The sequence below is a fragment of the Hydrogenophaga bisanensis genome, from assembly GCF_042665135.1.
GTDB classification, from domain to species: domain Bacteria; phylum Pseudomonadota; class Gammaproteobacteria; order Burkholderiales; family Burkholderiaceae_C; genus Hydrogenophaga; species Hydrogenophaga bisanensis.
The window spans coordinates 169,241-190,496 of record NZ_JBHTBX010000008.1 but is presented as its reverse complement, the minus strand read 5'-3'; the positions used below and the strand labels follow the sequence as shown (position 1 = coordinate 190,496).

General features: G+C 67.9%; 18 protein-coding genes. 8 read left to right on the top strand and 10 right to left on the bottom strand.

The window, feature by feature from the left end; all coding sequences use genetic code 11:
* Position 1 precedes the first annotated feature (1 nt).
* Entirely contained in the window at positions 2 to 964 is a 963-nt protein-coding gene (locus ACFQNJ_RS13525) for a LysR family transcriptional regulator (protein ID WP_382258350.1), read from the bottom strand.
* A gap of 119 nt (positions 965 to 1,083) precedes the next feature.
* Here ACFQNJ_RS13525 and ACFQNJ_RS13520 point away from each other — a divergent pair, with 119 nt between their 5' ends.
* On the top strand, positions 1,084 to 2,613 hold the full coding sequence (locus ACFQNJ_RS13520; protein ID WP_382258347.1) for an NADP-dependent isocitrate dehydrogenase: 1,530 nt from the start codon (positions 1,084 to 1,086) through the stop codon (positions 2,611 to 2,613).
* Between the two features lie 143 nt (positions 2,614 to 2,756).
* Positions 2,757 to 4,727, top strand: coding sequence for a hybrid sensor histidine kinase/response regulator (locus ACFQNJ_RS13515; protein WP_382258344.1), 1,971 nt, complete (start codon positions 2,757 to 2,759; stop codon positions 4,725 to 4,727).
* An 11-nt stretch (positions 4,728 to 4,738) separates the two neighbouring features.
* Here the strand turns inward: ACFQNJ_RS13515 and ACFQNJ_RS13510 are convergent, their stop codons facing one another.
* The 3 genes from ACFQNJ_RS13510 to ACFQNJ_RS13500 all read right to left on the bottom strand — a co-directional run bounded on the left by ACFQNJ_RS13510 (position 4,739) and on the right by ACFQNJ_RS13500 (position 8,225).
* Positions 4,739 to 5,917, bottom strand: a complete 1,179-nt coding sequence (locus ACFQNJ_RS13510) for a branched-chain amino acid ABC transporter substrate-binding protein (protein WP_382258341.1) — start codon at positions 5,915 to 5,917, stop codon at positions 4,739 to 4,741.
* An 89-nt stretch (positions 5,918 to 6,006) separates the two neighbouring features.
* Complete coding sequence (locus ACFQNJ_RS13505) at positions 6,007 to 7,209, bottom strand: amidohydrolase (protein WP_382258338.1); 1,203 nt, start codon at positions 7,207 to 7,209, stop codon at positions 6,007 to 6,009.
* Between the two features lie 8 nt (positions 7,210 to 7,217).
* Positions 7,218 to 8,225: a Bug family tripartite tricarboxylate transporter substrate binding protein gene (locus ACFQNJ_RS13500; RefSeq protein ID WP_382258335.1), complete on the bottom strand. Its 1,008-nt coding sequence runs from the start codon at positions 8,223 to 8,225 to the stop codon at positions 7,218 to 7,220.
* Between the two features lie 138 nt (positions 8,226 to 8,363).
* On the opposite strand from ACFQNJ_RS13500, the gene ACFQNJ_RS13495 reads away from it, so the two are divergent.
* Positions 8,364 to 9,311 carry a LysR substrate-binding domain-containing protein gene (locus ACFQNJ_RS13495; RefSeq protein WP_382258332.1) on the top strand — a complete coding sequence of 316 codons (948 nt, stop codon included), beginning with the start codon at positions 8,364 to 8,366 and terminating at the stop codon, positions 9,309 to 9,311.
* 5 nt (positions 9,312 to 9,316) lie between these two features.
* On the opposite strand, the gene ACFQNJ_RS13490 is transcribed toward ACFQNJ_RS13495, so the two are convergent.
* Entirely contained in the window at positions 9,317 to 10,999 is a 1,683-nt protein-coding gene (locus ACFQNJ_RS13490) for an isovaleryl-CoA dehydrogenase (RefSeq protein ID WP_382258329.1), read from the bottom strand.
* The gene (locus ACFQNJ_RS13485) at positions 10,996 to 11,859 is read right to left on the bottom strand and encodes a PaaX family transcriptional regulator C-terminal domain-containing protein (protein WP_382258326.1); all 864 of its coding nucleotides are present in this window, start codon (positions 11,857 to 11,859) and stop codon (positions 10,996 to 10,998) included. The genes ACFQNJ_RS13490 and ACFQNJ_RS13485 overlap by 4 nt, the downstream gene beginning before the upstream one ends.
* Positions 11,860 to 11,972: 113 nt before the next feature.
* Between ACFQNJ_RS13485 and otnI the strand changes: the two genes are divergently transcribed.
* On the top strand, positions 11,973 to 12,764 hold the full coding sequence (otnI, locus tag ACFQNJ_RS13480) for a 2-oxo-tetronate isomerase (protein WP_382258324.1): 792 nt from the start codon (positions 11,973 to 11,975) through the stop codon (positions 12,762 to 12,764).
* A 10-nt stretch (positions 12,765 to 12,774) separates the two neighbouring features.
* Here the strand turns inward: otnI and hutC are convergent, their stop codons facing one another.
* A complete protein-coding gene (gene hutC / locus ACFQNJ_RS13475) occupies positions 12,775 to 13,476 on the bottom strand; it encodes a histidine utilization repressor (protein ID WP_382258321.1) in 702 nt (233 codons plus the stop codon).
* A gap of 127 nt (positions 13,477 to 13,603) precedes the next feature.
* Here hutC and hutU point away from each other — a divergent pair, with 127 nt between their 5' ends.
* Genes hutU through hutG form a run of 4 tightly spaced genes read left to right on the top strand, consistent with a single transcriptional unit; the run spans position 13,604 to position 19,078 of the window.
* Positions 13,604 to 15,310 carry a urocanate hydratase gene (gene hutU, locus ACFQNJ_RS13470; protein WP_382258318.1) on the top strand — a complete coding sequence of 569 codons (1,707 nt, stop codon included), beginning with the start codon at positions 13,604 to 13,606 and terminating at the stop codon, positions 15,308 to 15,310.
* Between the two features lie 24 nt (positions 15,311 to 15,334).
* Positions 15,335 to 16,876 (top strand): histidine ammonia-lyase, encoded by a 1,542-nt coding sequence (gene hutH, locus ACFQNJ_RS13465; RefSeq protein ID WP_382258315.1) that lies wholly within the window; start codon positions 15,335 to 15,337, stop codon positions 16,874 to 16,876.
* 37 nt (positions 16,877 to 16,913) lie between these two features.
* Positions 16,914 to 18,119: an imidazolonepropionase gene (gene hutI / locus ACFQNJ_RS13460; protein ID WP_382258312.1), complete on the top strand. Its 1,206-nt coding sequence runs from the start codon at positions 16,914 to 16,916 to the stop codon at positions 18,117 to 18,119.
* Positions 18,116 to 19,078: a formimidoylglutamase gene (hutG, locus tag ACFQNJ_RS13455; protein ID WP_382258309.1), complete on the top strand. Its 963-nt coding sequence runs from the start codon at positions 18,116 to 18,118 to the stop codon at positions 19,076 to 19,078. Before hutI ends, hutG begins: the two co-directional genes overlap by 4 nt.
* On the opposite strand, the gene ACFQNJ_RS13450 is transcribed toward hutG, so the two are convergent.
* The 3 genes from ACFQNJ_RS13450 to lhpI all read right to left on the bottom strand — a co-directional run bounded on the left by ACFQNJ_RS13450 (position 19,048) and on the right by lhpI (position 21,211).
* Positions 19,048 to 19,770 carry a formylglycine-generating enzyme family protein gene (locus ACFQNJ_RS13450; protein WP_382258306.1) on the bottom strand — a complete coding sequence of 241 codons (723 nt, stop codon included), beginning with the start codon at positions 19,768 to 19,770 and terminating at the stop codon, positions 19,048 to 19,050. The two genes, hutG and ACFQNJ_RS13450, sit on opposite strands and share 31 nt — an antisense overlap.
* A gap of 7 nt (positions 19,771 to 19,777) precedes the next feature.
* Entirely contained in the window at positions 19,778 to 20,119 is a 342-nt protein-coding gene (locus ACFQNJ_RS13445; protein ID WP_382258303.1) for an HPF/RaiA family ribosome-associated protein, read from the bottom strand.
* 129 nt (positions 20,120 to 20,248) lie between these two features.
* Entirely contained in the window at positions 20,249 to 21,211 is a 963-nt protein-coding gene (gene lhpI, locus ACFQNJ_RS13440) for a bifunctional Delta(1)-pyrroline-2-carboxylate/Delta(1)-piperideine-2-carboxylate reductase (RefSeq protein ID WP_382258300.1), read from the bottom strand.
* Positions 21,212 to 21,256 lie beyond the last annotated feature (45 nt).

The following is a 21,256-nucleotide window of genomic DNA, read 5'->3' as shown; positions in this document are numbered from 1 at the left end:
GCTATTGCATGGGGCCGGCTGCTTTTGATGACGGTTTGCCCTGGTGTTCGAGATAGCTCACGAACTGCCGCGCCGGGGGCGACAAGGGCACATCGGTGCGCCAGACCAGCGACCATTGGCGCAGGATCGGAAAACCCTCCACCGGGAGGCGGACCCAGGGCGAGTGCCGGTGGGCTCGGCCGGATGGGCCGACCGGGCCGATCGCCAGCGCCGAGATGACACCGATGCCCAGGCCCGCGCCCACGGCATGTTTGAGGGCTTCGTTGCTGCCCAGGCTCATGGCCAGTCGGGGTGTGAAGCCGTGCGACGCGAAGTGTTTTTCGGCCACCCAGCGCGTGCCGCTGCCCGGTTCGCGCATCAGCCAGCGTTCCCCGGTCAGTTCCTCCAGGGGCACCGGATGTCCGAGTCTGGCCAGCCGGTGCTGCGCCGGGCCGATCACGACCAGCGGGTTGTCCATGAAGGGCAGGCTCTGCAGGGGCAGGTCGTCGGGCGGCAGCATCATCACCGCCAGGTCATCGACCTGCTGGTGCAGCCGGGCAATCACACGGTCACGGTTCTCGACCGCCAGCTCGATGTCGATGCCGGGATGCAGGGCACCGAAAGGCCCCAGCAGGTCGGGCACGAAGTACTCGGCCGTCGTGACCGCGGCGATGCGCAGCCGGCCCCTGACCAGCCCCCGCAGATCCGAGAGGCGACCTTCGAAACGCTGCCAGGTGGCGCTGATTTCACCCACCGCCTCGACCAGGGCTTCGCCGGCCAGGGTCAGGCGGATGCCGCGGCCGACCGGCTCGAACAGGGGTTCACCGATCAGCTCGGCGACCTGCCTGAGCTGCACACTGATGGTGGGCTGGCTGACGTGCAGTTCGCGGGCGGCACGGGTGATCGACATCAGCCGCGCCGTGGCCTCGAAGGCGCGCAGCTGCTGCGGCGAAATGCGCATCAGGCGCTTGATGGGCGATGGCATGGACGGCACTCCAGAAACATAGATTCAAATCTATAAGTTTCATGAAAACAAAGAAATTGTATTTATGTATTGACCTGCCTACAGTCGCTTCACCCCAACCCCTTCCAGAGAATGCGACCATGAAAAACGATGTACCTTCCCATCTGCTGAGCGGCAGCGATATCGACGGCAGCATCGGCACGGTTACGCCGGTGCCGATCACGGTGGCTGCGGGTGATGGCATCGGGCCCGAGATCATGCAGGCCACCCTCAAGGTGCTGCAGGCGGCGGGCGCGCGCATCGCGCCCGAGACGATCGAGATTGGCGAGCAGCTGTACCTGCAGGGCCACACCAGCGGCATCGCTCCCCAGTGCTGGGACAGCCTGCGCCGCACCCGGGTCCTGCTCAAGGGGCCAATCACCACCCCCAGCGGCCGGGGCTACAAGAGCCTGAACGTGACGATCCGCAAGACCCTGGGCCTGTACGCCAACGTGCGCCCCTGTGTCAGCTACAGCCCTTTTGTGGCCACACGCCACCCCAAGCTCGACATCGTCATCGTCCGCGAGAACGAGGAAGACCTCTACGCCGGCATCGAGCACCGGCAGACCGATCAGGTGGTGCAGTGCCTCAAGCTGATCACCCGGCCCGGCTGCGAGCGGATCATCCGCTACGCCTTCGAGTACGCCCGTGCGAACGGCCGGCGCAAGATCACCTGCATGACCAAGGACAACATCATGAAGATGACCGATGGGCTGTTCCACCAGGTGTTTGACGAGATCGCCACCGGCTACCCCGACATCCAGACCGAACACATGATCATCGACATCGGCGCCGCCCGGGTGGCCACCCGGCCCGAGCAGTTCGACGTCATCGTCACGACCAACCTGTATGGCGACATCCTCAGCGACATCGTGGCCGAGATGACCGGCAGCGTGGGGCTGGCCGGCAGCGCCAACATCGGCGAGCATGTGGCCATGTTCGAGGCCATCCACGGCAGCGCGCCAGACATCGCCGGCAAGGGCATTGCCAACCCCAGCGGACTGCTGCTGGCGGCCGTGATGATGCTGGTGCACATCCGCCAGCCCGATGTCGCCGCCAGGATCCACAACGCCTGGCTGTGCACCCTGGAGGACGGGGTGTTCACCGCCGACCTGGCCGGTCATGCTTCGTCGAGGCTCTCGCGCCCGTTTGGCAGCATGGACTTTGCCGATGCGATCATCGAGCGTCTGGGGCGCACGCCGCGCACCCTCGCGCCGGTCAGTTACCAGCAGGCTCCCGAGGCGGCACCCGCCGCGGTGTCGGCGCCGACCTTGTCCGTGCAGGCGCGGGCACGCAAGAGCCTGCTGGGGGTGGATGTCTTCGTGCACCAGGCATCGACCACGCCGGACGCGCTGGCGGCCGCCATCGGGTCCCTGAGCCTGCCATCGCTGCGGCTGCAGATGATCACCAACCGAGGCGTCAAGGTCTGGCCGCAGGGCTTCCCGGAGACCTTCTGCACCGACCACTGGCGCTGCCGCTTCATGGCCGCCGAGCAAGGGGGCGAGGTGGCGCCGGCCGATGTGGTGGCGCTGCTGGGTGCCTTGGTGGGGCAGGGCACCGATGTCATCAAGACCGAAAACCTGTACGCCTTCGACGGTGTCCAGGGGTTTGCACTGGGGCAGGGTCAGTAGCAAATTGACACATCAGGGATCTCTGACCACACTTGGCGCCACAAGAACCATCAACGTGGCGAACCGGGACGGATCTGGGCACAGGCGCATCGAATGGCGTGCCGGACCTTCCTGACGCCACCTCACAGGGGTGTGGCGCCGGCATGAATCCCAGAGATCTGTCCGATTACGAAGGCCTGTCCGCATTCCTGCCCGGTGCCGTGTTCCGGTACCGGGTGGGGGGGGACGGGGTGGGCCGCCTGGAGCACATGACCCAGGCCTGCTTCGAAATCTGGGAGCTGGACCGCACCGCCGTGGAACACGACATGGCCTCGCTGTGGGCCATGGTAGAGCCTGCGGATTTGCCGGAAATGCGCCGCAGCGTCGATGAGTGCGCACGTGAGTTGCGCGACTGGGACTGTCAGTGGCGGATCACCACCCGGTCGGGACGGCGCAAGTGGCTGCACGGCATGGGGCGCCCGATCCGGGAGTCCGACGGTTCGCTGCTCTGGCACGTGCTGGTCATGGACCAGACCGACAACCGTGCCGCCCAGGAGGCCCAGCGGGCCAGCGAGCAGCGCTTTCGGCGGCTCATCGAGGCCATTCCCAACGTGGCGGTGCAGGGCTACGACAGCCAGCTGGTGTGCCGGTTCTGGAACGCCGCGTCCGAGCGCCTGTACGGCTACACGCAGGAAGAGGCCCTGGGGCGCAGCCTGCTGGACCTGATCATTCCGGATGGCATGCGCGAGGCCGTGGTGGCGGCCACGGCCGACATGCTGCGCACGGGCGAGGCCATTCCGTCCAGCGAGCTGACCTTGCGTCACCAGGACGGCTCGGATGTTCATGTGTATTCCGGGCACGTGCTGCTCGACCATGCGGGTGGGCATCCCGAGTTCTTCTGCATCGACTTCGACCTCTCCGAACGCATGGCCGCCGAGGACGCCCGGCATGCCCTGGAGGTGCAGCTGCGCGAGGCTCAGAAGATGGAGGCGCTGGGTACCCTGGCCGGTGGCATTGCCCATGACTTCAACAACATCCTCGCGGCCGTGCTGGGCAATGCCTCGCTGGCGCTGGAAGAGGCACCGCCCCAGGGCGAGCTGCGCGAGAGTGTCGAGCAGATCCAGAAGGCGGCGCGACGTGCCCGCGCGGTGGTACGGCAGATCCTGGCCTTTGCCCGCAAGGAGTTGCCCCGCAAGACCCCCATCGATCTGCTGCCGGTGGTTCAGGAGGCCTGCTCGCTGCTCAAGACCACGGCGCCGCCAGGGGTCCGCGTGGACATGGCCTCGGACGCCGATCTGCCGGTGGTGCTGGCGGATGCGACCCAGATGGAGCAGGTGTTGCTGAACCTGGGGACCAACGCCATCCATGCGGTGACCGACCAGTTCAACGGGCGGGTGCAGGTGGTGTTGACGGCGGCCCTGCGGGAGGCGTTTGAAGCGCTGCCCGGACACGCCGTGCTGCAAAGCTCTGCGCCGGGCCATCGCCAGGGCGTGTGGTTGCGCGTGCAGGACAACGGACGAGGGATGTCGCCCGACACGGCCCAGCGGATTTTCGAGCCCTTCTTCACCACCAAGGAGCGCGGGCAGGGCACCGGTCTGGGGCTGTCGGTCGTGCACGGCATCCTCAAGGAGCACGGGGCCGGCCTCAAGCTTCACTCCGTTGAAGGGGTGGGCACCACGTTTGACCTCTGGCTCGAAAGCGCCACACCCGTGGCCGCTGAGGTGCCGGCCGCGTCGGCCATGACAGCCTCGTCGACCGGGCCGGTGCGCCATCTGCTGTACGTGGATGACGACGATCAGATCAACGACATGGTGGTGCGGACCTGCGCCAGGGAGGGGCACCGGGCCCATGCCCTGTCGGACCCCTACCAGGCCCTGGAGTATGTGAGGACGCATGGCCCGGCGATCGACCTGGCGGTGTTCGATCACAACATGCCCACCATGGCGGGTGCCCAACTGGTGGCCAAGGTGCTCCAGATCTGCCCTGGCCTGGCCTGTGCCGTGGTGTCGGCGGTGGTGGATGAGCAGCTCAAGCAGCACGCCCTGGGCAAGGGCGCGCTCTTCGTGGCCGAAAAGTCCGAGGCCATGGTGCCCGCCCTGCTGGACGGACTGCAGCGGCACCGGCCCCGGGCCTGAGGACCAACCGCTCAGCGGATGACAGCCAGCTTGACCCGTTGTCCGGCCTTGAAGGTGTAGAGGGTCAGCGCGGCGTTCTTGCGGTCACCCTTCTCGTCGAATTCCACATTGCCGGAAGCGCCCTGGTACTTGATGGCCTTGAGGGCCGGCAGGTACTTCTGGGGCTCTGCCGAGCCGGCGGTCTGCATGGCGGCGGCCAACAGCTTCACGCCGTCGTAGGCATAGCCGGCGTAGGCCTGCACATCGACGCCGTACTTGGCCTTGAAGTCGGCACGGAACTTCTCGTTCACCGCGACTTCGTCGCCATCCACGCCACCGGCTTCCACGCAGTAGACCTGCTCATCGCCCAGCGCCTCGGCCGACAGCGTGATCATCTCGGCCGTGCACAGGCCGTCGCCGCCCACCATCTTCGAGGCGAAACCCAGGGTCTTCATCTGGCGCAGCATCGGTCCACCCACGGCGTCCATGCCGCCGTAGAAGATGACATCGGGCTTCTTGTCCTTGAGGGAGGTGAGGATGGCGTTGAAGTCCGTGGCCTTGTCGTTCGTGTACTCGCGTCCCACCAGCTGGGCGCCGGCGGCGACAGCGGCCTTCTCGAACTCGTCGGCCAGACCCTGGCCGTAGGCCGTGCGGTCGTCGATGACGGCCACGGTCTTGGCTTGCAGGTTCTGCACGGTGTAGCGGCCCATCGCGCCACCCTGCTGGGTGTCGTCGGCCACCAGGCGGAAGGCGCCGGGGAAGCCCTGGCGGGTGAACTTGGGGTTGGTGGACGAGGGGGTGATCTGGGGGATGCCCGCGTCGTGATAGAGCTGCGAAGCGGGCAGGGTCGCACCGGAGGTCAGGTGACCCACCACGCCGTTGACGTTGGCGTCGACCAGCTTCTGGGCGGCGGCCGTGGCCTGCTTCGGATCGGCGGCGTCGTCTTCGGCCATGAGTTCGAAGCGCGCGGTCTGCCCACCGATCTGGACGCCCGCGGCATTGAGCTCGTCAATGGCCATGCGCGCACCGTTTTCATTGTCCTTGCCCAAGTGGGCCGCGCCGCCGCTGGTGGCGCCCACGTGGCCGATCTTGACCACCAGGGCTTCGGTCGATGCGGTGGAGGCGGCAGGGGCCGCTGCCTCTTCTTTCTTGCCGCAGGCGGCCAGGGCCACGGCGGCGGCAAGCAGGGAGAGTTTCAGCTCGGTGCGCATTTTTGTCAGTGCTTTCAAGCGTGGGAGAGGTGTGGAAAAGGAATGCCGAAAATAATAAGCATGCTTATTATAAGTATGCATCTGAATGGTCAATCGTCGGTGTTGAGGGCAAACGGCGCGTGGGCAAACAACTGCACGCCGTGCAGCAGCGCATCTTCGTCAAAGTCGAAGTGGGGATGGTGGTGCGGGTGCCGGATGCCCTTGGCAGCGCTGCGCGCGCCAATGAAGGCGTAGGCCCCGGGCGCATGCGGCAGAAACGCACTGAAGTCCTCGCTGTTGGGCAGTGGCGGGATGGTGGTCAGCCGGACCTGGGGCATGGCCTGCTGCACGACCTGTCGCAGCGCGCCAGCCACCACCGGATCGTTGACCACGGGGCTGTATCCGCGGATGTACTGCAGTTCGCAGGTCGCGCCGTGGGCGATCGCCACCCCTTGCGCGATCCTTTCGATCAGCCCGGGCACGCCCTGACGAACGGTATCGCTGAAGCACCGGACCGAGCCGCCAAGCTCGGCGGTATCGGGAATGACATTGAACGCCTCACCGGCATGAAAGCGGGTGACCGACACGATGAGGGCCTGGTGCGGATCGGTGTTGCGGGCCACCACGGCCTGCAGGTTGGCCACCACCTGCGAGGCGATCCAGACCGGGTCGATGCAGCGGTCGGGGTTGGCGGCGTGGCCGCCCTTGCCCAGAATTTTCAGCACGAAGCGGTCCGAACTGGCCAGCGCGGGGCCATCGAGTACCGTGATCTGCCCGGTGTCCTCGGTGGACATCACGTGGGCCGAGATGATTCGGTCCACCCCCGCCATCACGCCAGCGTCGACCATTTCCTGGGCACCGCCGGGGTGCTGTTCCTCGGCGTGCTGAAAAAAGAACCGCACCTGACCGGGCAGCTCGTCCCGCAGGGCGCTCAGCACATGCGCGGCCCCGAGCAGCATGGCGGCGTGGCCGTCATGGCCGCAGGCATGCATGGCACCGGGGTTGGCCGAGGCATAGTCGCAGGTTTTCTGGTCCTGGATCGGCAGGGCGTCGATGTCGGCGCGGATGGCCAGTGTCCGACCCGGCTGTGCCCCGCGCAAGCTGGCCACCAGGCTGGTGCGCGTGGGGCGCGTGACGGACAGGCCTGGAATCTGACGCAACTCCTGCTCGAGAAAGTCTGCGGTGTCGAACTCCTGGAAGGACAGCTCGGGATGGCGGTGCATGCGCCGCCGCCACTGAACCACGCGCTCGTGCTGCGCACGCGCGATCATATCGATGCGGGTCGTCCGGGTGGCTGGGACAGTGTGGGTCATGGGCTGGCTCACTCGGCGGTGATGCGGCGCGACTGGATGATCCGCTGGTTACGCGCCAGTCCCTGGGCCATCAGCTGCCGGAACTCTTCGGCGGTGTTGCCGACCGGCTCCACCCCCATGTCCTTGAGCCTGGACAGCAAGCCTGGGTCCTTGAGCGCGTCCAGCGCCGCGGCGTGCAACTTCTTCTGGATGTCAGCGGGCAGTCCGGGAGGCGCCACCAGGCCAAACCAGGTGATGGCCAGGTCATTCAGGTCGGCATAGCCCAGCTCCTTGAGGGTGGGGACCTGCGGAAGGTCGGCCAGGCGCTTGCCCGCAGCCACGGCCACCGGAAGCAGCTTGCCCGCCTTGATGTGGGCGGCCGAAGAGGGGTACTGGTCGCTGAGGATCTGGGTCTCGCCGGACAGCGCTGAGGTGATGGCCGGTCCCATGCCCCGGTAAGGCACATGGCGGATGTCGATCTTCATGTCCTCGTTCATCGCTTCGATAATGAGGTGGCCGATGGAGCCGATGCCGGGCGAACCGGCGGTATAGAAGTCGGGTTTGCGGCGCACCTCGGCCTGGAACTCGGCAAAGCTCTTGCCCGGGAACGAGGGGGACATCGAGATCACCGACGGGATGCTGGCCAGGGTCGTGATGGGGGTGAAATCCTTCAAGGGATCCACCCGGCTGGCCTTGAGCAACAGGGGATTGACGGTCAGCGTGCTCACTGTGCCCACGCCGATGGTGTAACCATCCGGTGCGGCCTTGGCCACGGCTTCGGCCCCCACCATGCCGCCTGCACCCGCCTTGTTCTCGACCACCACCGCCTGTCCCAGGCTGGCGCGCATCTTCTCGGCCACCAGTCGGGCCACGATGTCGGTGGAGCCGCCCGGCGCAAACGGCACCACCAGCTTGATGGCACGCTGGGGATAGGCCTGTGCGCTCGCCAGACCAGGCGCCACGCTGGCCGCGGCCAGAGCCAGCGCCATCAGGCTGCGGCGGCGCGACATCGGAAGGGTGGGGAAGAAACGGTGCATGGCGATACCTTTCACATATGGGAGCTTGGACGATGCAGAGCCTCAGCTGATGGGATTGTCCCGGGTCGGGCACAGACGCACCAATCGCTTTTTGACTTGGTGATAAGCTTTGCTTATTGCTGTTCGGACATCGCTGCCATGCCATCCGCCCCCGCGTCAGCCGTTCTCTATGCCCGATTGCTGGGGCGTGCGCGCTTGCGTCACCTGCAGTTGATGGTGGCGATCGCCGACCAGGGCAATCTGCGGCGGGCGGCCGAGCAGGTGGGTGTTACCCAGCCAGCGGCCACCCAGGCATTGGCCGAACTGGAGCAGCTGATCGACACGCCGCTCTTTGAGCGGCACGCGCGGGGGATGCGCACCACCGCGGCCGGACAGTTGCTGATCCCGGTAGTCCGCCAGATGCTCGCGGCCCTCCAGGCCTCCACCGAATCACTGAGCGCCTTGCAGCAGGGAGAGGGCCTGCTGCGGATCGGGATGATCCCGGCGGCGGCATCGTCGCTGGCCCGCCTTGTGGTGCGGGACTTTGTTTCCCGCCATCCCGGCATCCGACTGGAGGTTCGTGAAGACAAGGGCGAGCATCTGATGGAGTCGCTGATCTCCGGTGGCCTGGATGCCGTACTCAGCCGCCAACCTTCGCCCCTGCCAGCCCTGGTGACGTTTCATCCTTTGCTGCAGGACGAGGCGGTGGTGCTGGCCGGTCGGCAGCATCCGCTGGCTGGACAGCCGGGTCTGCGCATGGCCGATCTGGTGCAGGCGCGGTGGCTGCTGGCGCCCGCCGGCATGCGGGTGCGGGACCTGATGGACCGGTTTTCGGCGACGGCCGACGCGTCGCTTCACATCCATCCGGTGACCACCACCTCACTGGCGTTTCTGGTGGAAATCCTGAAAGACAACGAGACGCTGGTGCTGATCCCGCGAAGCCTCGGATATTCCTTGTGCGCCTGGGGGTTGGCCTGTGCCCTGGACGTCACCGACGTGAGCGCCCTGGAGGGCATCGGTCTGCTGGCCACGCCGGAGTCGCTCAAGCACCCGGCCATGCAGTCGATGCTGGACGTGCTGCAGCAAGGGGCGGCGGCCATCGCCTGACATGTTCAGACCTGCGGCGTGGCGCGGTCGATGATGAACCGGCAATCCACGCCGCGCGGCAGCGTGCCGTACTGCCGGTCGGCCGTCCCGTCCAGCCGCGAGGCACAGAAGGCATCGGCCACGGCAGTGGGGGCATGCTGCACCAGCAGTGCCGCCTGGATCGTCAGGGCCATCCGGTCGACCACCTGCCGCGCCCGGTACTCCAGGTCGGCCAGATCGGCGAACTCGGCCTTCAGCGCCGCGACGGCGCGGTCAAGGAGCGTGTTCCCCCCGCGCGCCTTGCCCAGCTCATCGAAGAAGGCCCCGACCACCGCCGGCGATTTCTGCATCGCGCGCAGCACGTCCAGGCACTGCACGTTGCCGCTGCCTTCCCAGATGGCGTTGACCGGGGCTTCCCGGTACAGGCGCGGAAACGGACTGTCCTCCATCACGCCACTGCCGCCGATGCACTCCATGGCCTCGTAGGCGTGCTGCGGCGTGCGCTTGCAGATCCAGTACTTGCCCACGGCGGTCACCAGCCGCACCAGCGCATCCTCATGCGGATCGGTGCGGTGGTCCAGGGCCCGGGCCATGCGCATGGTCAGCGCCAGCGACCCCTCCTGCTCCAGCACCAGGTCGGCCAGCACGTTCTGCATCAGGGGCTGCTGGTTGAGCACCTGGCCAAAGGCCGAACGCCGGGCACAGTGGTGCAGTGCCAGCGAGACGGCCATGCGCTGGCCTGCGCTGGAGCCGATCATGCAGTCGTAGCGCGTCATGGCGACCATTTCGATGATGGTACGTACGCCGCGGCCTTCCTCGCCCACCATCCAGGCCAGTGCGCCACGCAGCTCGGTCTCACTGCTGGCGTTGGACACATTGCCCATCTTGCGCTTGAGGCGCAGCACCTGCATCGGGTTCTTGGTGCCGTCGGGGCGCCAGCGGGGCAGCAGGAAACAGGACAGGCCGCCCGGCGTCTGCGCCAGCACCAGGAAGGCATCGCACATGGGGGCGGACACAAAGTACTTGTGACCCACCAGTTCATAGGCGGCGCCCGGCCCGGTGGCGGTACCCGCCGGGTAGGCCCGCGTGGTGTTGGCGCGCACGTCGGAGCCACCCTGCTTCTCGGTCATGGCCATGCCGATGGTCACGCCCGGCTTCGCCGCATCGGGGACGTTGCGCGGGTCATACTCCCGGGCCGTGATGCGGGGTACCCAGGCGGCCGCCAGGGCGGGTGTGGTCTGCAGTGCGGGGACACTGGCAAAGGTCATGGTCAGGGGGCAGCCGTGGCCAGCCTCCACCTGGGTTTGCAGGTAGTAGTGGGCGGCCCGCGCCACATGGGCACCGGTCCCGGGTGCGGTCCAGGGCGAGGCGTGCAGGCCGCGCTCGATGGCGGTGCGCATGAGCTGGTGGTAGGCCGGATGGAACCGCACCAGATCCACGCGGCGGCCAAAGCGGTCGTGGGTGTCCAGCTCGGGTGCATGCCGGTTGGCCAGTGCGCCCAGCTCCATGTAATCAGCCGACCCTGTCAGGCGCCCGAAATCGGCCAGCGACGCATCGGCCCACCCGGCGCCTTCCCGGTGCACCGCTTCCACCAGCGCCCGGTCCGCACGGTACATGTTGTAGTCCACCAGTTCGCTGCCGGTGTTTTGCACCTCGTGGGTGTCGGCCAGGTAGGCGTGGTGGGGTGGCAGCATGTCGCGCAGGTTCATGGGGCGGTCTCCTGATCCAGTGGGTGAGGGGTGACGGGTGATCGGTCGCGCGGGTCCTGCTGACGGGCCGCGGTCAGAAAGCGCTGCCAGATGGCCTGACCGGCGTCGTCGAAGCGGACGACCGCCTGCATGAAGCGCTCCCGCGCCCCATGGTCGATGAGGGGGGCTGGCAGCAGCGGGTCGAACATCAGCTGGCGGATCGCGTCGTGACCCAGCGTGAACGATTCGCGCGCGGCCCGGTCCAGCGCCAGGCGGCTGTAGTCGTCCAGCCAGGCGCACAGACGTGCGGTGGTGTCACGGTACGCGTGGTCCAGCGCCGATGTGTCCCACAGCCCGTGGGCGCGCTGCGTGTCGGCGTCCGACAGGTCCTGCAGCAGGAATACGGTGCCGATGTCGGTGCCCGCCGGCACCAGGGCCTGCAGGCGTTGCCGCAGTGAGCCGGCGCCACCACACAGGTTGTTGGGCCGCAGGTGCAGGCCGCGCTCGAACTCGGCCATGCCCAGCAGGCCGAAGGCACGCTCACGGGCACGCAAGGCGACCCGGTCGCTGCGCCCGGTGGCCCCCACATGCACGGCGATCCAGTCCCCGGCCCAGGGCGTCATCAGCGATGCGGTCCCGCGCCAGCGATGGACCTCGTCGGCCAGGGCCCGGGCCGACGGTCCCAGGGCATAGCTGCCCCGTCGCGGGACCCGCATCAGGCCGCCCGCCACCGCCCGGGTCAGGGTCACCCGCACGGTGCTTTCGGGGACGCCGAACAGGGCGCAGGCGGCCAGCAGCTCGCGCGCGCCCAGCACCCCGTCGCCACGCGACTCGGCGCCGAGCATGAGGCTGAGGATCAGTGCACGCGGGCTGGGATTCATGCACAAAGATTACAGCTGGGACCAGAAAATGTCCATCGGTGTAATTTCTGGAGCCTGCGGGGTGCCGCGCGGTTTGTATGATGGCCCCCGACCACCCACCCCCAGGACCCGTCATGCCCCGCTTTGCCGCCAACCTGTCGATGATGTACACCGAGCTGCCGTTTCTGGAGCGGTTCGCGGCGGCGGCCGGTGACGGCTTTCGGGCGGTCGAGTTCCTCTTTCCGTATGAACACGACGCCCAGGCCATCGCGAGCCAGCTGCAGGCCCATGGCTTGACCCAGGTGCTGTTCAATCTGCCACCGGGCGATTGGTCGGCCGGTGAACGTGGCATGGCCTGTCACCCCGGCCGTGAGGAAGCGTTTGCCACGGGCCTGAGCCAGGCCATCGACTATGCCCGGGTCACCGGTTGCCAGCGGCTGCACGCCATGGCGGGTCTCGTGCCGTCCGGGGTCGATGCGGCGGCCCTGCGCGCCACCTACGTGGGCAACCTGCGGGCCGCCGCCGCCCGGCTGGCGCCTCTGGGCATCACGCTGCTGATCGAGCCGATCAACCAGCGCGACATGCCGGGCTATTACCTGAGCCTGCAGCAGCAGGCCCACGACATCGTGGCCGAGGTCGGCGCGGCCAACCTAAAGGTACAGATGGACCTCTACCACTGCCAGATCATGGAAGGGGACCTGACCCGCCGGCTGGAACGGCATCTGGCGGGCGTGGGGCACATCCAGATTGCGGGCGTGCCCGACCGCCACGAACCCGACACCGGCGAGGTCCATTTCCCGCACCTCTTCGAGCGGCTGGACCAGCTCGGCTACCAGGGCTTTGTCGGCTGTGAGTACCGCCCGCGTGCGGGCACCCGTGCCGGCCTGGGCTGGGTGCGCCCCTATCTGGCGGCGCCCGGCGCCTGATCCCGGCGGCTCAGAAACTGCCGGCGAAGCGGTAGCGCGAGGCTGGGTGCCACAGCGAGGCCACCGAGGCCACCTGGCCCCGTGAATGGGTCTGCCGGTGGAGCACCAGGCAGGGTTCTCCGCTGCGCATCTGCAGCAACTCGCCCACCGACGCCGGCGGTGTGCAGGCCTCAATCTCGAAGCTCACCCCCTGCAGCGGGGCGACACGCATCAGGTAGGCGTTCGGGGTCTGGTTGGTGAAGTCCTGGCTCAGGTAGTCCGGCGCCACCTGCGGATTGACATGGCGGTCCTCGACCTGGATGGGCAGCTCGTTCTCCAGGTGCACGACCACCGAGTGGAAGAGGGGATCACCGGCGCGGATGCCAAAGCGCCGGGCCAGTGACTCGGTGGCCCGGGTGCGCTCGAGCAGTTGCAGTTCGCTGCGGTGGCGGTGGCCACGCGCTGCGATCTCGTCGGCGATGTTGCGGATCTCGACCAGTGTGGCCCGGTATTTCTGCTGCGCCACAAAGGTCCCCGAACCCTGCACCCGCTCGACGATCTGCTCGTCGCTGAGTTCGCGGATGGCGCGGTTGACCGTCATGCGGGAGACCCCGAACTCGCGCGCCAAGGCCTCTTCGGTGGGGATGGCATCGCCTTCGCGCCAGGTACCGTCCTGGATGCGGGAGAGCACATGGCGCTTGATCGTCTGGTAAGCCGGCAGTTTGTCGGACATCGAGGATCCCGGCGTTCGGGTGGGCAGGTATTGACAACTCGGATTTTGGCTCATAGAGTTGTATATACATTTGGACTGTTAAATAGACTAAATGTCTGGTCAATAAGCCATGACCCCGGAGCATCACATGTCGCCCTCTCCCGATCCCCGCCTTGACCCCACCCGCGTCATCCGCGCCCCGCGCGGCAGCCAGTTGCACTGCAAGAACTGGATCGCCGAAGCCGCGTTCCGCATGATCCAGAACAACCTCGACCCCGAGGTGGCCGAAAACCCGCAGCACTTGGTGGTGTACGGCGGCATCGGCCGCGCCGCGCGCGACTGGGCCTGCTTCGACCAGATCCTGGCCTCGCTCAGGGACCTGAACGAGGACGAGACCCTGCTGGTGCAGTCGGGCAAGCCGGTGGGCGTGTTCAAGACGCATGCGAATGCCCCGCGCGTGCTGCTGGCCAACAGCAACCTGGTGCCCAAGTGGGCGACCTGGGAGCACTTCAACGAACTCGACCGCAAGGGCCTGTTCATGTACGGGCAGATGACCGCCGGCAGCTGGATCTACATCGGCAGCCAGGGCATCGTGCAGGGCACCTTCGAGACCTTCGTCGAGGCCGGCAAACAGCACTACAACAACGATCTCTCCGGCAAGTGGATCCTCACCGCCGGCCTGGGTGGCATGGGTGGCGCACAGCCGCTGGCCGCCACGCTGGCCGGTGCCTGCTCGCTCAACATCGAGTGCCAGCAGAGCAGCATCGACTTCCGCCTGCGCACGCGCTACGTCGACAAGCAGGCGCGTGACATCGACCACGCGCTGGCACTCATCCAGGAGCACACCGGCAAAAAGGAAGCCGTCTCCATCGCCCTGCTGGGCAACGCGGCCGAGGTCCTGCCCGAACTGGTCAATCGCGTGAAATCGGGCGGGGCCGGCGCCATCAAGCCCGACCTGGTGACCGACCAGACCTCCGCGCACGACCTCATCAACGGCTACTTGCCGGCGGGCTGGACCGTGGCGCAGTGGAAGGCCGCGCAGCATGACCCGTCGCAGCACGCCGTGCTCAAGGACGCCGCAGCGAAGAGCTGTGCGGTGCACGTGCAGGCCATGCTGGACTTCCAGGCCATGGGCATTCCCACGGTGGACTACGGCAACAACATCCGCCAGGTGGCGTTCGACCAGGGCGTGAAGAACGCCTTCGATTTCCCCGGCTTCGTGCCCGCCTACATCCGCCCCATGTTCTGCGAGGGCAAGGGACCGTTCCGCTGGGTCGCGCTCTCCGGAGATCCGGAGGACATCTACAAGACCGACGCCAAGATCAAGGAACTGTTCCCGGCCAACAAACACACCCACCGCTGGCTGGACATGGCGCGTGAGCGCATCGCCTTCCAGGGGCTGCCCGCGCGCATCTGCTGGCTGGGGCTGGGCGAGCGCCACATCGCTGGCCTGGCCTTCAACGAGATGGTGCGCAAGGGTGAGCTCAAGGCACCCATCGTCATCGGCCGCGACCACCTGGACACCGGCTCGGTGGCCAGTCCCAACCGCGAAACCGAAGCCATGAAGGACGGTACCGACGCCGTGTCCGACTGGCCGCTGCTCAATGCCCTGCTCAACACCGCCGGCGGCGCCAGCTGGGTCAGCCTGCACCATGGTGGCGGCGTGGGCATGGGTTACTCGCAGCACTCGGGCATGGTGATCGTGGCCGACGGCACGGATGCGGCGGCCGAGCGTCTGGCGCGCGTGCTGGTGAACGACTGCGGCTCGGGCGTGATGCGCCACGCCGATGCGGGCTACGAGCTGGCGATGGCCACGGCAAAGAAGCACGGCCTGAAGCTGCCGATGATCGGCTGAGCCTTTGACGAGATACTGGACACCATGAACCCTTCACTGACCCTCCATCCCGGCCAGATGAGCCTGGTCGACCTGCGCGCGGTCTGGCAGCAGCCGGTCACCGTGCAACTGGATGCCGGCGCGCGCGCCGCCATCGATGCCTCGGCCGCCGCGATCCACGCCATCGTCGCCAAGGGCGACGCGGCCTACGGCATCAACACGGGCTTCGGCAAGCTCGCCAAGACCCGCATCCCCGACGAGCAGCTGGAGCAGCTTCAGCGCAACCTGATCCTCTCGCATTCGGTCGGCACCGGCGAACCGATGAGCGACGCCACCGTGCGCCTGGTGATGCTGATGAAGGCCGCCAGCCTGGCACGCGGCTTTTCGGGCGTCCGTCCGGTGGTGATCGACACCTTGCTGGCCTTGCTAAATGCGGGCGTGATGCCGGTGATCCCTGTCAAGGGCTCCGTGGGTGCCTCGGGCGACCTCGCGCCGCTGTCGCACATGACGCTGGCGCTGATGGGCGAAGGCCCGGTGCGTGTCCAAGGCGAGATCCGGTCGGCCGCCGAAGCGCTCAAGGCCGCCGGCATCGCGCCGCTGACACTCGCCGCCAAGGAGGGCCTGGCCCTGATCAACGGCACGCAGGTCTCGACCGCACTCGCACTGCATGGCCTGTTCATGGCCGAGCGACTGCTAGAGGCTGGCACCACCATCGGCGCACTTTGTGTCGACGCGGCCAAGGGCAGCGACGCGCCCTTCGATCTGCGCATCCACGCCGCGCGCGGCCAGCCCGGCCAGATTGCCCAGGCCGCCGTCACGCGCACGCTGCTGCAGGGCAGCCAGATCCGCCTCTCCCACATGGAGAACGACGAGCGCGTGCAGGACCCCTACAGCCTGCGCTGCCAGCCACAGGTCATGGGCGCCTGCCGTGACCTGATCGCCAACGCCGCGCGCACGCTGCTGACCGAGGCCAACGCCGTGACCGACAACCCGCTGGTGTTCATCGACACCAACGAGGTGCTCTCGGGTGGCAACTTCCACGCCGAGCCGGTCGCCTTCGCCGCCGACACGCTGGCGCTGGCCATCAGCGAGATCGGTGCCATTTCCGAACGCCGCATCGCGCTGCTGATCGACAGCACGCTCTCGGGCCTGCCGCCCTTCCTGGTGGACAACCCGGGCCTGAACAGCGGCTTCATGATCGCCCACGTCACCGCCGCCGCGCTGGCCTCGGAAAACAAGTCGCATGCCCACCCGGCCAGCGTGGACAGCCTGCCCACCAGCGCCAACCAGGAAGACCACGTGAGCATGGCCACCTACGCGGGCCGCCGTCTGGCCGAGATGGCCGACAACACCGCCACCATCCTCGGTATCGAATGGCTGGCCGCGGCCCAGGGCGTGGACTTTCACCGTCCGCTGGCCACCTCGCCGCGCCTGCAGGCCACGCACGCCACGTTGCGCGCGCAAGTGCCGTTCTACGACCAGGACCGCCTGTTCGCTCCAGACATCGAGGCCGCCCGCAGCCTGGTGCTGCAGGGTCACGCCGCCGACGGCAATGGCGACGTTCTCGCCGAGCTCTGGCGGCCCTGAGCGGCCAGCTGCCCTGCGCCGCTCTCAGCGCTGTCCCATGAATCCTCTGCAACTCTGGCGTCATGCCCGCCTCGCCACCCTGACCGGTGACGATTGGGGACTGGTGGACGACGGCGCCCTGCTCACCGAGGGCGACCGGATCACCTGGGTCGGCCCGATGTCCGCCCTGCCCGAGGCAGGCCGCCACGCGCAGGCGCACGACCTCGGCGGACGGCTCGTCACCCCCGGCCTCATCGACTGCCATACCCATCTGGTCTATGGCGGCCACCGTGCGCGGGAGGCAGAGATGCGGCTGAACGGTGCCAGCTACGAGGCCATCGCCCGCGCAGGCGGCGGCATCCGGTCCACCGTCGCGGCCACCCGTGCGGCGTCCGAGGGCGAACTGCTGGCCAGCGCCGCCCGGCGCCTGGACGCGCTGATGGCCGAAGGCGTGACCACGCTGGAGATCAAGTCCGGCTACGGCCTGTCGCTGGAAGCCGAGGCGCGCTGCCTGCGTGTCGCCCGTGCGCTGGGTGCCGACAGACGCATCGACGTGCGCACCACCTTCCTCGGTGCCCATGCCCTGCCGCCCGAGTTCGAGGGCAGGTCCGACGACTACATCCGTGCCGTCTGCGACTGGCTGCCGGCGCTGCATGCCCAGGGGCTGGTGGATGCGGTGGATGCCTTCTGCGAGGGCATCGGTTTCACCCCGGCGCAGACGCGGCGCGTGTTCGAGGCTGCGCAAGTGCTGGGCCTGCCGGTCAAGCTGCACGCCGAGCAGCTTTCCGATCAGGGCGGCGCCGCGCTGGCGGCCTCGTTCGGCGCGTTGTCGTGCGATCACCTGGAACACCTCAGCGCCGACGGCATTCGGGCCATGAAGACCGCCGGCACCGTCGCGGTGCTGTTGCCCGGCGCGTTCTACATGCTGCGCGAGACCCGCCTGCCGCCCATCGCCGCGCTGCGCGAGGCGGGCGTCCCCATGGCCGTGTCCACCGACCACAACCCGGGCACCTCGCCCGGCCTGTCGCTGCTGCTGGCGGCGCACATGGCCTGCACCTTCTTCCGTCTCACGCCGCTGGAGGCCGTGCGGGGCATCACGGCGCATGCGGCCCGGGCCCTGGGTCTGCGAGATCGGGGCCAGCTGTCGGCAGGGCAGCGCGCCGACTTCGTCGCCTGGGACCTTGAGCACCCCAACGAGCTGACCTACTGGTTTGGCCACAACCCCTGCCACCGAGTGGTGGTGGGCGCACAGGAGCGACCATGAGCATGCCGTCCACCCCCTTCGTCTGGACGGGCCGTGTGGATGCCGACGAAGCCGGTGACACCACCCGTTGGCACCAGCGCATCCAGCCCTGGGGCAGCCATGCCCGCGAAGGGGTCGCGCTGATCGGGTTTGCGTCCGATGCCGGCGTGCAGCGCAATGGTGGCCGTGCCGGCGCGTCGGAAGGCCCGCAGGCCCTGCGCCGCGCGCTGGCCAGTCTTCCCGTGCTGGATGAACCGGCCCTCTGGGACGCCGGTGATGTCCTGGTGGCGGGGGACGATCTGGAGTCCGCGCAATCGGCCCTGGCCGACCAGGTGGCCAGGGTGCTCTCGCAGGGCGCCCTGCCGCTGGTGCTCGGTGGCGGACACGAGGTGGCCTGGGGGACCTTCCAGGGCATCGTGCAGGGACGCCCGGCGCTCAGGCGACTGCTGATCGTCAACTTCGATGCCCACTTCGATCTGCGTCAGGCGCCGATGGGCAACTCGGGCACACCGTTTCGCCAGATCGCCGACTGGTGCGCGGACCAGGGTCGACCGTTCGACTACCACGTGCTGGGCATCAGCCCTTTGGGTAACACGCGCGTCCTGTTCGATCGCGCGCAGGCCTTGGGCGTCCGGTATGCCCTGGATGAGGACTTGCAGACCGAAAACGGTGTTCAGACCGCCCGCGACCGGTTGGTGCAGGATCTGGCCGCCTGCGATGCGGTCTACCTGACGGTGTGTCTGGATGTGCTGCCGGGTGGTCAGGCGCCGGGGGTGTCGGCCCCGGCCGCGCTGGGCGTACCGCTGGCAACCGTCCTCGCGCTGATTCAACCGGTACTCGCCAGTGGCAAGCTGGTGGCGGCCGACATTGCCGAGCTCAATCCGCCGATGGACCGCGACGGTCTGACGGCCCGGGTAGCCGCCCGCCTGGCCGCCACGGTGGCCCGGCATCAGGGGCGGATGCAGCGAAACCCGATGTAGACCACGGCCGTGTCGGCGGGCTTGGTGGCGCGGTGATGCCGGTGCATCTGGGCGGCGCCGTACCACCAAGACCCGCCCAGGGTGGGTTGCTCGGTGTCAGGCCCGCCGTCTGCCCATTCCCAGACGTTGCCTCCCATGTCGAACAGGCCGTTGACGCCTCTGGCCGACTTCCCCACGGGTGCATGTCCCGCGCCGCGACCCGTTTGCGCGTGCGGCACCGCGGGCGTGGTGCTGGCGCAGTCCTCCAGGCAATGCGCTCCTCGCGGACTCTCGCCCGTCGGGTAGGGATAGGTGCGCCCGCTCACCCAGCCCGGCGGAGGCGGGTTGCGCTGTTCGGTGTAGGCGGCCTGGCGCCATTCGGCCTCGGTGGGCAAACGCTTGCCGGACCACCGGCAAAAGGCGGTGGCCTCGGCATGGGTGACGTGGGTCACGGGCTCGTCCGCAGCGCCGGGCCATCCGTAGGGTGAATGCCATACCCAACCCGGGCGCTGCTGCCACCCGCCTTCATAGGTTTGTCCGCCACCGGATCGTTCGGCCTGTGTGACCAGTCCGGTCGCCCTGACAAACTCACGGAATGCCCCGATGGTCACCTCGGTGTCGTCCATCGTTGCGCCCGCCAGCACCGGTCCCGCGACCAGCCCGAGCCCCACGGTGCCAATCCACCGGCGCAGGGTGTTCCTGATGTGACTCACGACACCCTCATTCCCCCAGGGCCAGTGCGGCCGCCGGCAGTTTCTGCCGGACACGCCGCTTGGCCGTGGTCCGCTTGAGGGCTTCGATGCACTTGTCCAGCGCCAGGACCAGCGCGGCCTTCCAGTCCCGCGCCTGGGCCTTGGCGACCACGCGCTGTCCATCCTGCGAGACCACTTCCACGGTGCACCGCTTGTCGATCCCGTGACGCAGACCGTCCAGGTCCTGCAGTTGCACGGTGGTGCGCGAGAGCCGGGGTGCCAGACGGCGCATGACAAAGCGCACGCGCTCGTGTGCCCATCCGCTGATGTCGCGGGCATCGGGATTCATCGACTTGAACAGGACTTGCATGGCGTACTCCTTCGGTGATCGGAACCCTCAGGATGAGGCGACCAGACCCCCGCTTCAAGGCAAACCGGTTGGACGGTCCTTCCCAAAAAACCAGCGAACTTTCCGGCGACACCTCTGGAACCCGCGATGTCAGCCGGTGGTGGCCTCGTGCACCAGGATCGCCGCCGCCAGGTCCTCCAGCGCATGGCCGACCGACTTGAATACCGTCCGCTCCTGGTCGCTGCGTCGACCCGTGGCCACCCCCTTGCACAAGGTGGTCAGCGTGCCCTTGAGGTCATCGGCGTGCAGGACGCCCGCGGCCATCGGGTGCAGCAGGTCCCCGCTTTTCTTCAGGGCCTCGTCGGTGTCCACAAACAGGCGGGCGCCTACGAAGCAGGCGTCGTCCGCCTCGCGCATGGCGGGCGTGAAGCTGCCGATCAGGTCGAGATGGGTGCCCGGACTCAGCCATTCGCCGCGGACCACGGGCTCGGTGGCCAGCGTCGCACAACTGACGATGTCCGCTGTCCCGCAGGCCTCGGCCAGGTCGGTGACCACCTGGACGTTCCAGCCGCGTTCGCGCCAGCGGCGGGCTGTGGCCTCGGCCGCGTCGCTGCGGCGGGCCCACAGGCTGACGGTCCGGATGGATCGGACCGCGCCCCAGGCCTCGGGCAGCAGATCGGCGATCCGTCCGGCGCCGACCACCAGCAGGTGGCTGGCGTCCTCGCGTGCCAGGAAGGATCCGGCCAGGGCCGATGTGGCGGCGGTGCGCCGGGCCGTCAGCTGATCGCCGTCGATCTGCGCCAGAGGAACCCCGGTGCGCGCATCGAACAACAGGTAGCTTGCATGCAGGCCAGGCAGAGCGCTGCGTGCGTTGCCGGGCGCGATGTTGATGATCTTCACGCCGTAGTAACGGCCCGGAATCCAGGCGGGCATGATCAGCGAGGTCATCTTCCGGCCATGGGCATCCGCGCTGGCGTCCGCCAGCGGGTTGGCAATCTCGTGGACGTGGCGGGCTGGGGCCTCGCAGCCGCCGGCAAAGCGTTCGCGCAGGGCGGGAATCAGGCGGTCAAAGGGCAGGGCCTGGCGGGTGGCGTCCGAGTCGATGAAGTGCATGGAGCCAGATGGTAGTGCCCAGAATCCTGGTACTGTGGGGAACCT

Bases quoted from the DNA above. Each gene is read 5' to 3' on its own strand.
- ACFQNJ_RS13520 (WP_382258347.1), top strand. From the start codon at position 1,084: ATGAAAAACGATGTACCTTCCCATCTGCTGAGCGGCAGCGATATCGAC.
- hutH (WP_382258315.1), top strand. From the start codon at position 15,335: ATGAACCCTTCACTGACCCTCCATCCCGGCCAGATGAGCCTGGTCGAC.
- otnI (WP_382258324.1), top strand. From the start codon at position 11,973: ATGCCCCGCTTTGCCGCCAACCTGTCGATGATGTACACCGAGCTGCCG.
- hutG (WP_382258309.1), top strand. From the start codon at position 18,116: ATGAGCATGCCGTCCACCCCCTTCGTCTGGACGGGCCGTGTGGATGCC.
- hutU (WP_382258318.1), top strand. From the start codon at position 13,604: ATGTCGCCCTCTCCCGATCCCCGCCTTGACCCCACCCGCGTCATCCGC.
- ACFQNJ_RS13445 (WP_382258303.1), bottom strand. From the start codon at position 20,119: ATGCAAGTCCTGTTCAAGTCGATGAATCCCGATGCCCGCGACATCAGC.
- ACFQNJ_RS13500 (WP_382258335.1), bottom strand. From the start codon at position 8,225: ATGCACCGTTTCTTCCCCACCCTTCCGATGTCGCGCCGCCGCAGCCTG.
- ACFQNJ_RS13525 (WP_382258350.1), bottom strand. From the start codon at position 964: ATGCCATCGCCCATCAAGCGCCTGATGCGCATTTCGCCGCAGCAGCTG.
- ACFQNJ_RS13505 (WP_382258338.1), bottom strand. From the start codon at position 7,209: ATGACCCACACTGTCCCAGCCACCCGGACGACCCGCATCGATATGATC.
- ACFQNJ_RS13510 (WP_382258341.1), bottom strand. From the start codon at position 5,917: ATGCGCACCGAGCTGAAACTCTCCCTGCTTGCCGCCGCCGTGGCCCTG.
- hutI (WP_382258312.1), top strand. From the start codon at position 16,914: ATGAATCCTCTGCAACTCTGGCGTCATGCCCGCCTCGCCACCCTGACC.
- hutC (WP_382258321.1), bottom strand. From the start codon at position 13,476: ATGTCCGACAAACTGCCGGCTTACCAGACGATCAAGCGCCATGTGCTC.
- ACFQNJ_RS13515 (WP_382258344.1), top strand. From the start codon at position 2,757: ATGAATCCCAGAGATCTGTCCGATTACGAAGGCCTGTCCGCATTCCTG.
- ACFQNJ_RS13485 (WP_382258326.1), bottom strand. From the start codon at position 11,859: ATGAATCCCAGCCCGCGTGCACTGATCCTCAGCCTCATGCTCGGCGCC.
- ACFQNJ_RS13490 (WP_382258329.1), bottom strand. From the start codon at position 10,999: ATGAACCTGCGCGACATGCTGCCACCCCACCACGCCTACCTGGCCGAC.
- ACFQNJ_RS13495 (WP_382258332.1), top strand. From the start codon at position 8,364: ATGCCATCCGCCCCCGCGTCAGCCGTTCTCTATGCCCGATTGCTGGGG.
- lhpI (WP_382258300.1), bottom strand. From the start codon at position 21,211: ATGCACTTCATCGACTCGGACGCCACCCGCCAGGCCCTGCCCTTTGAC.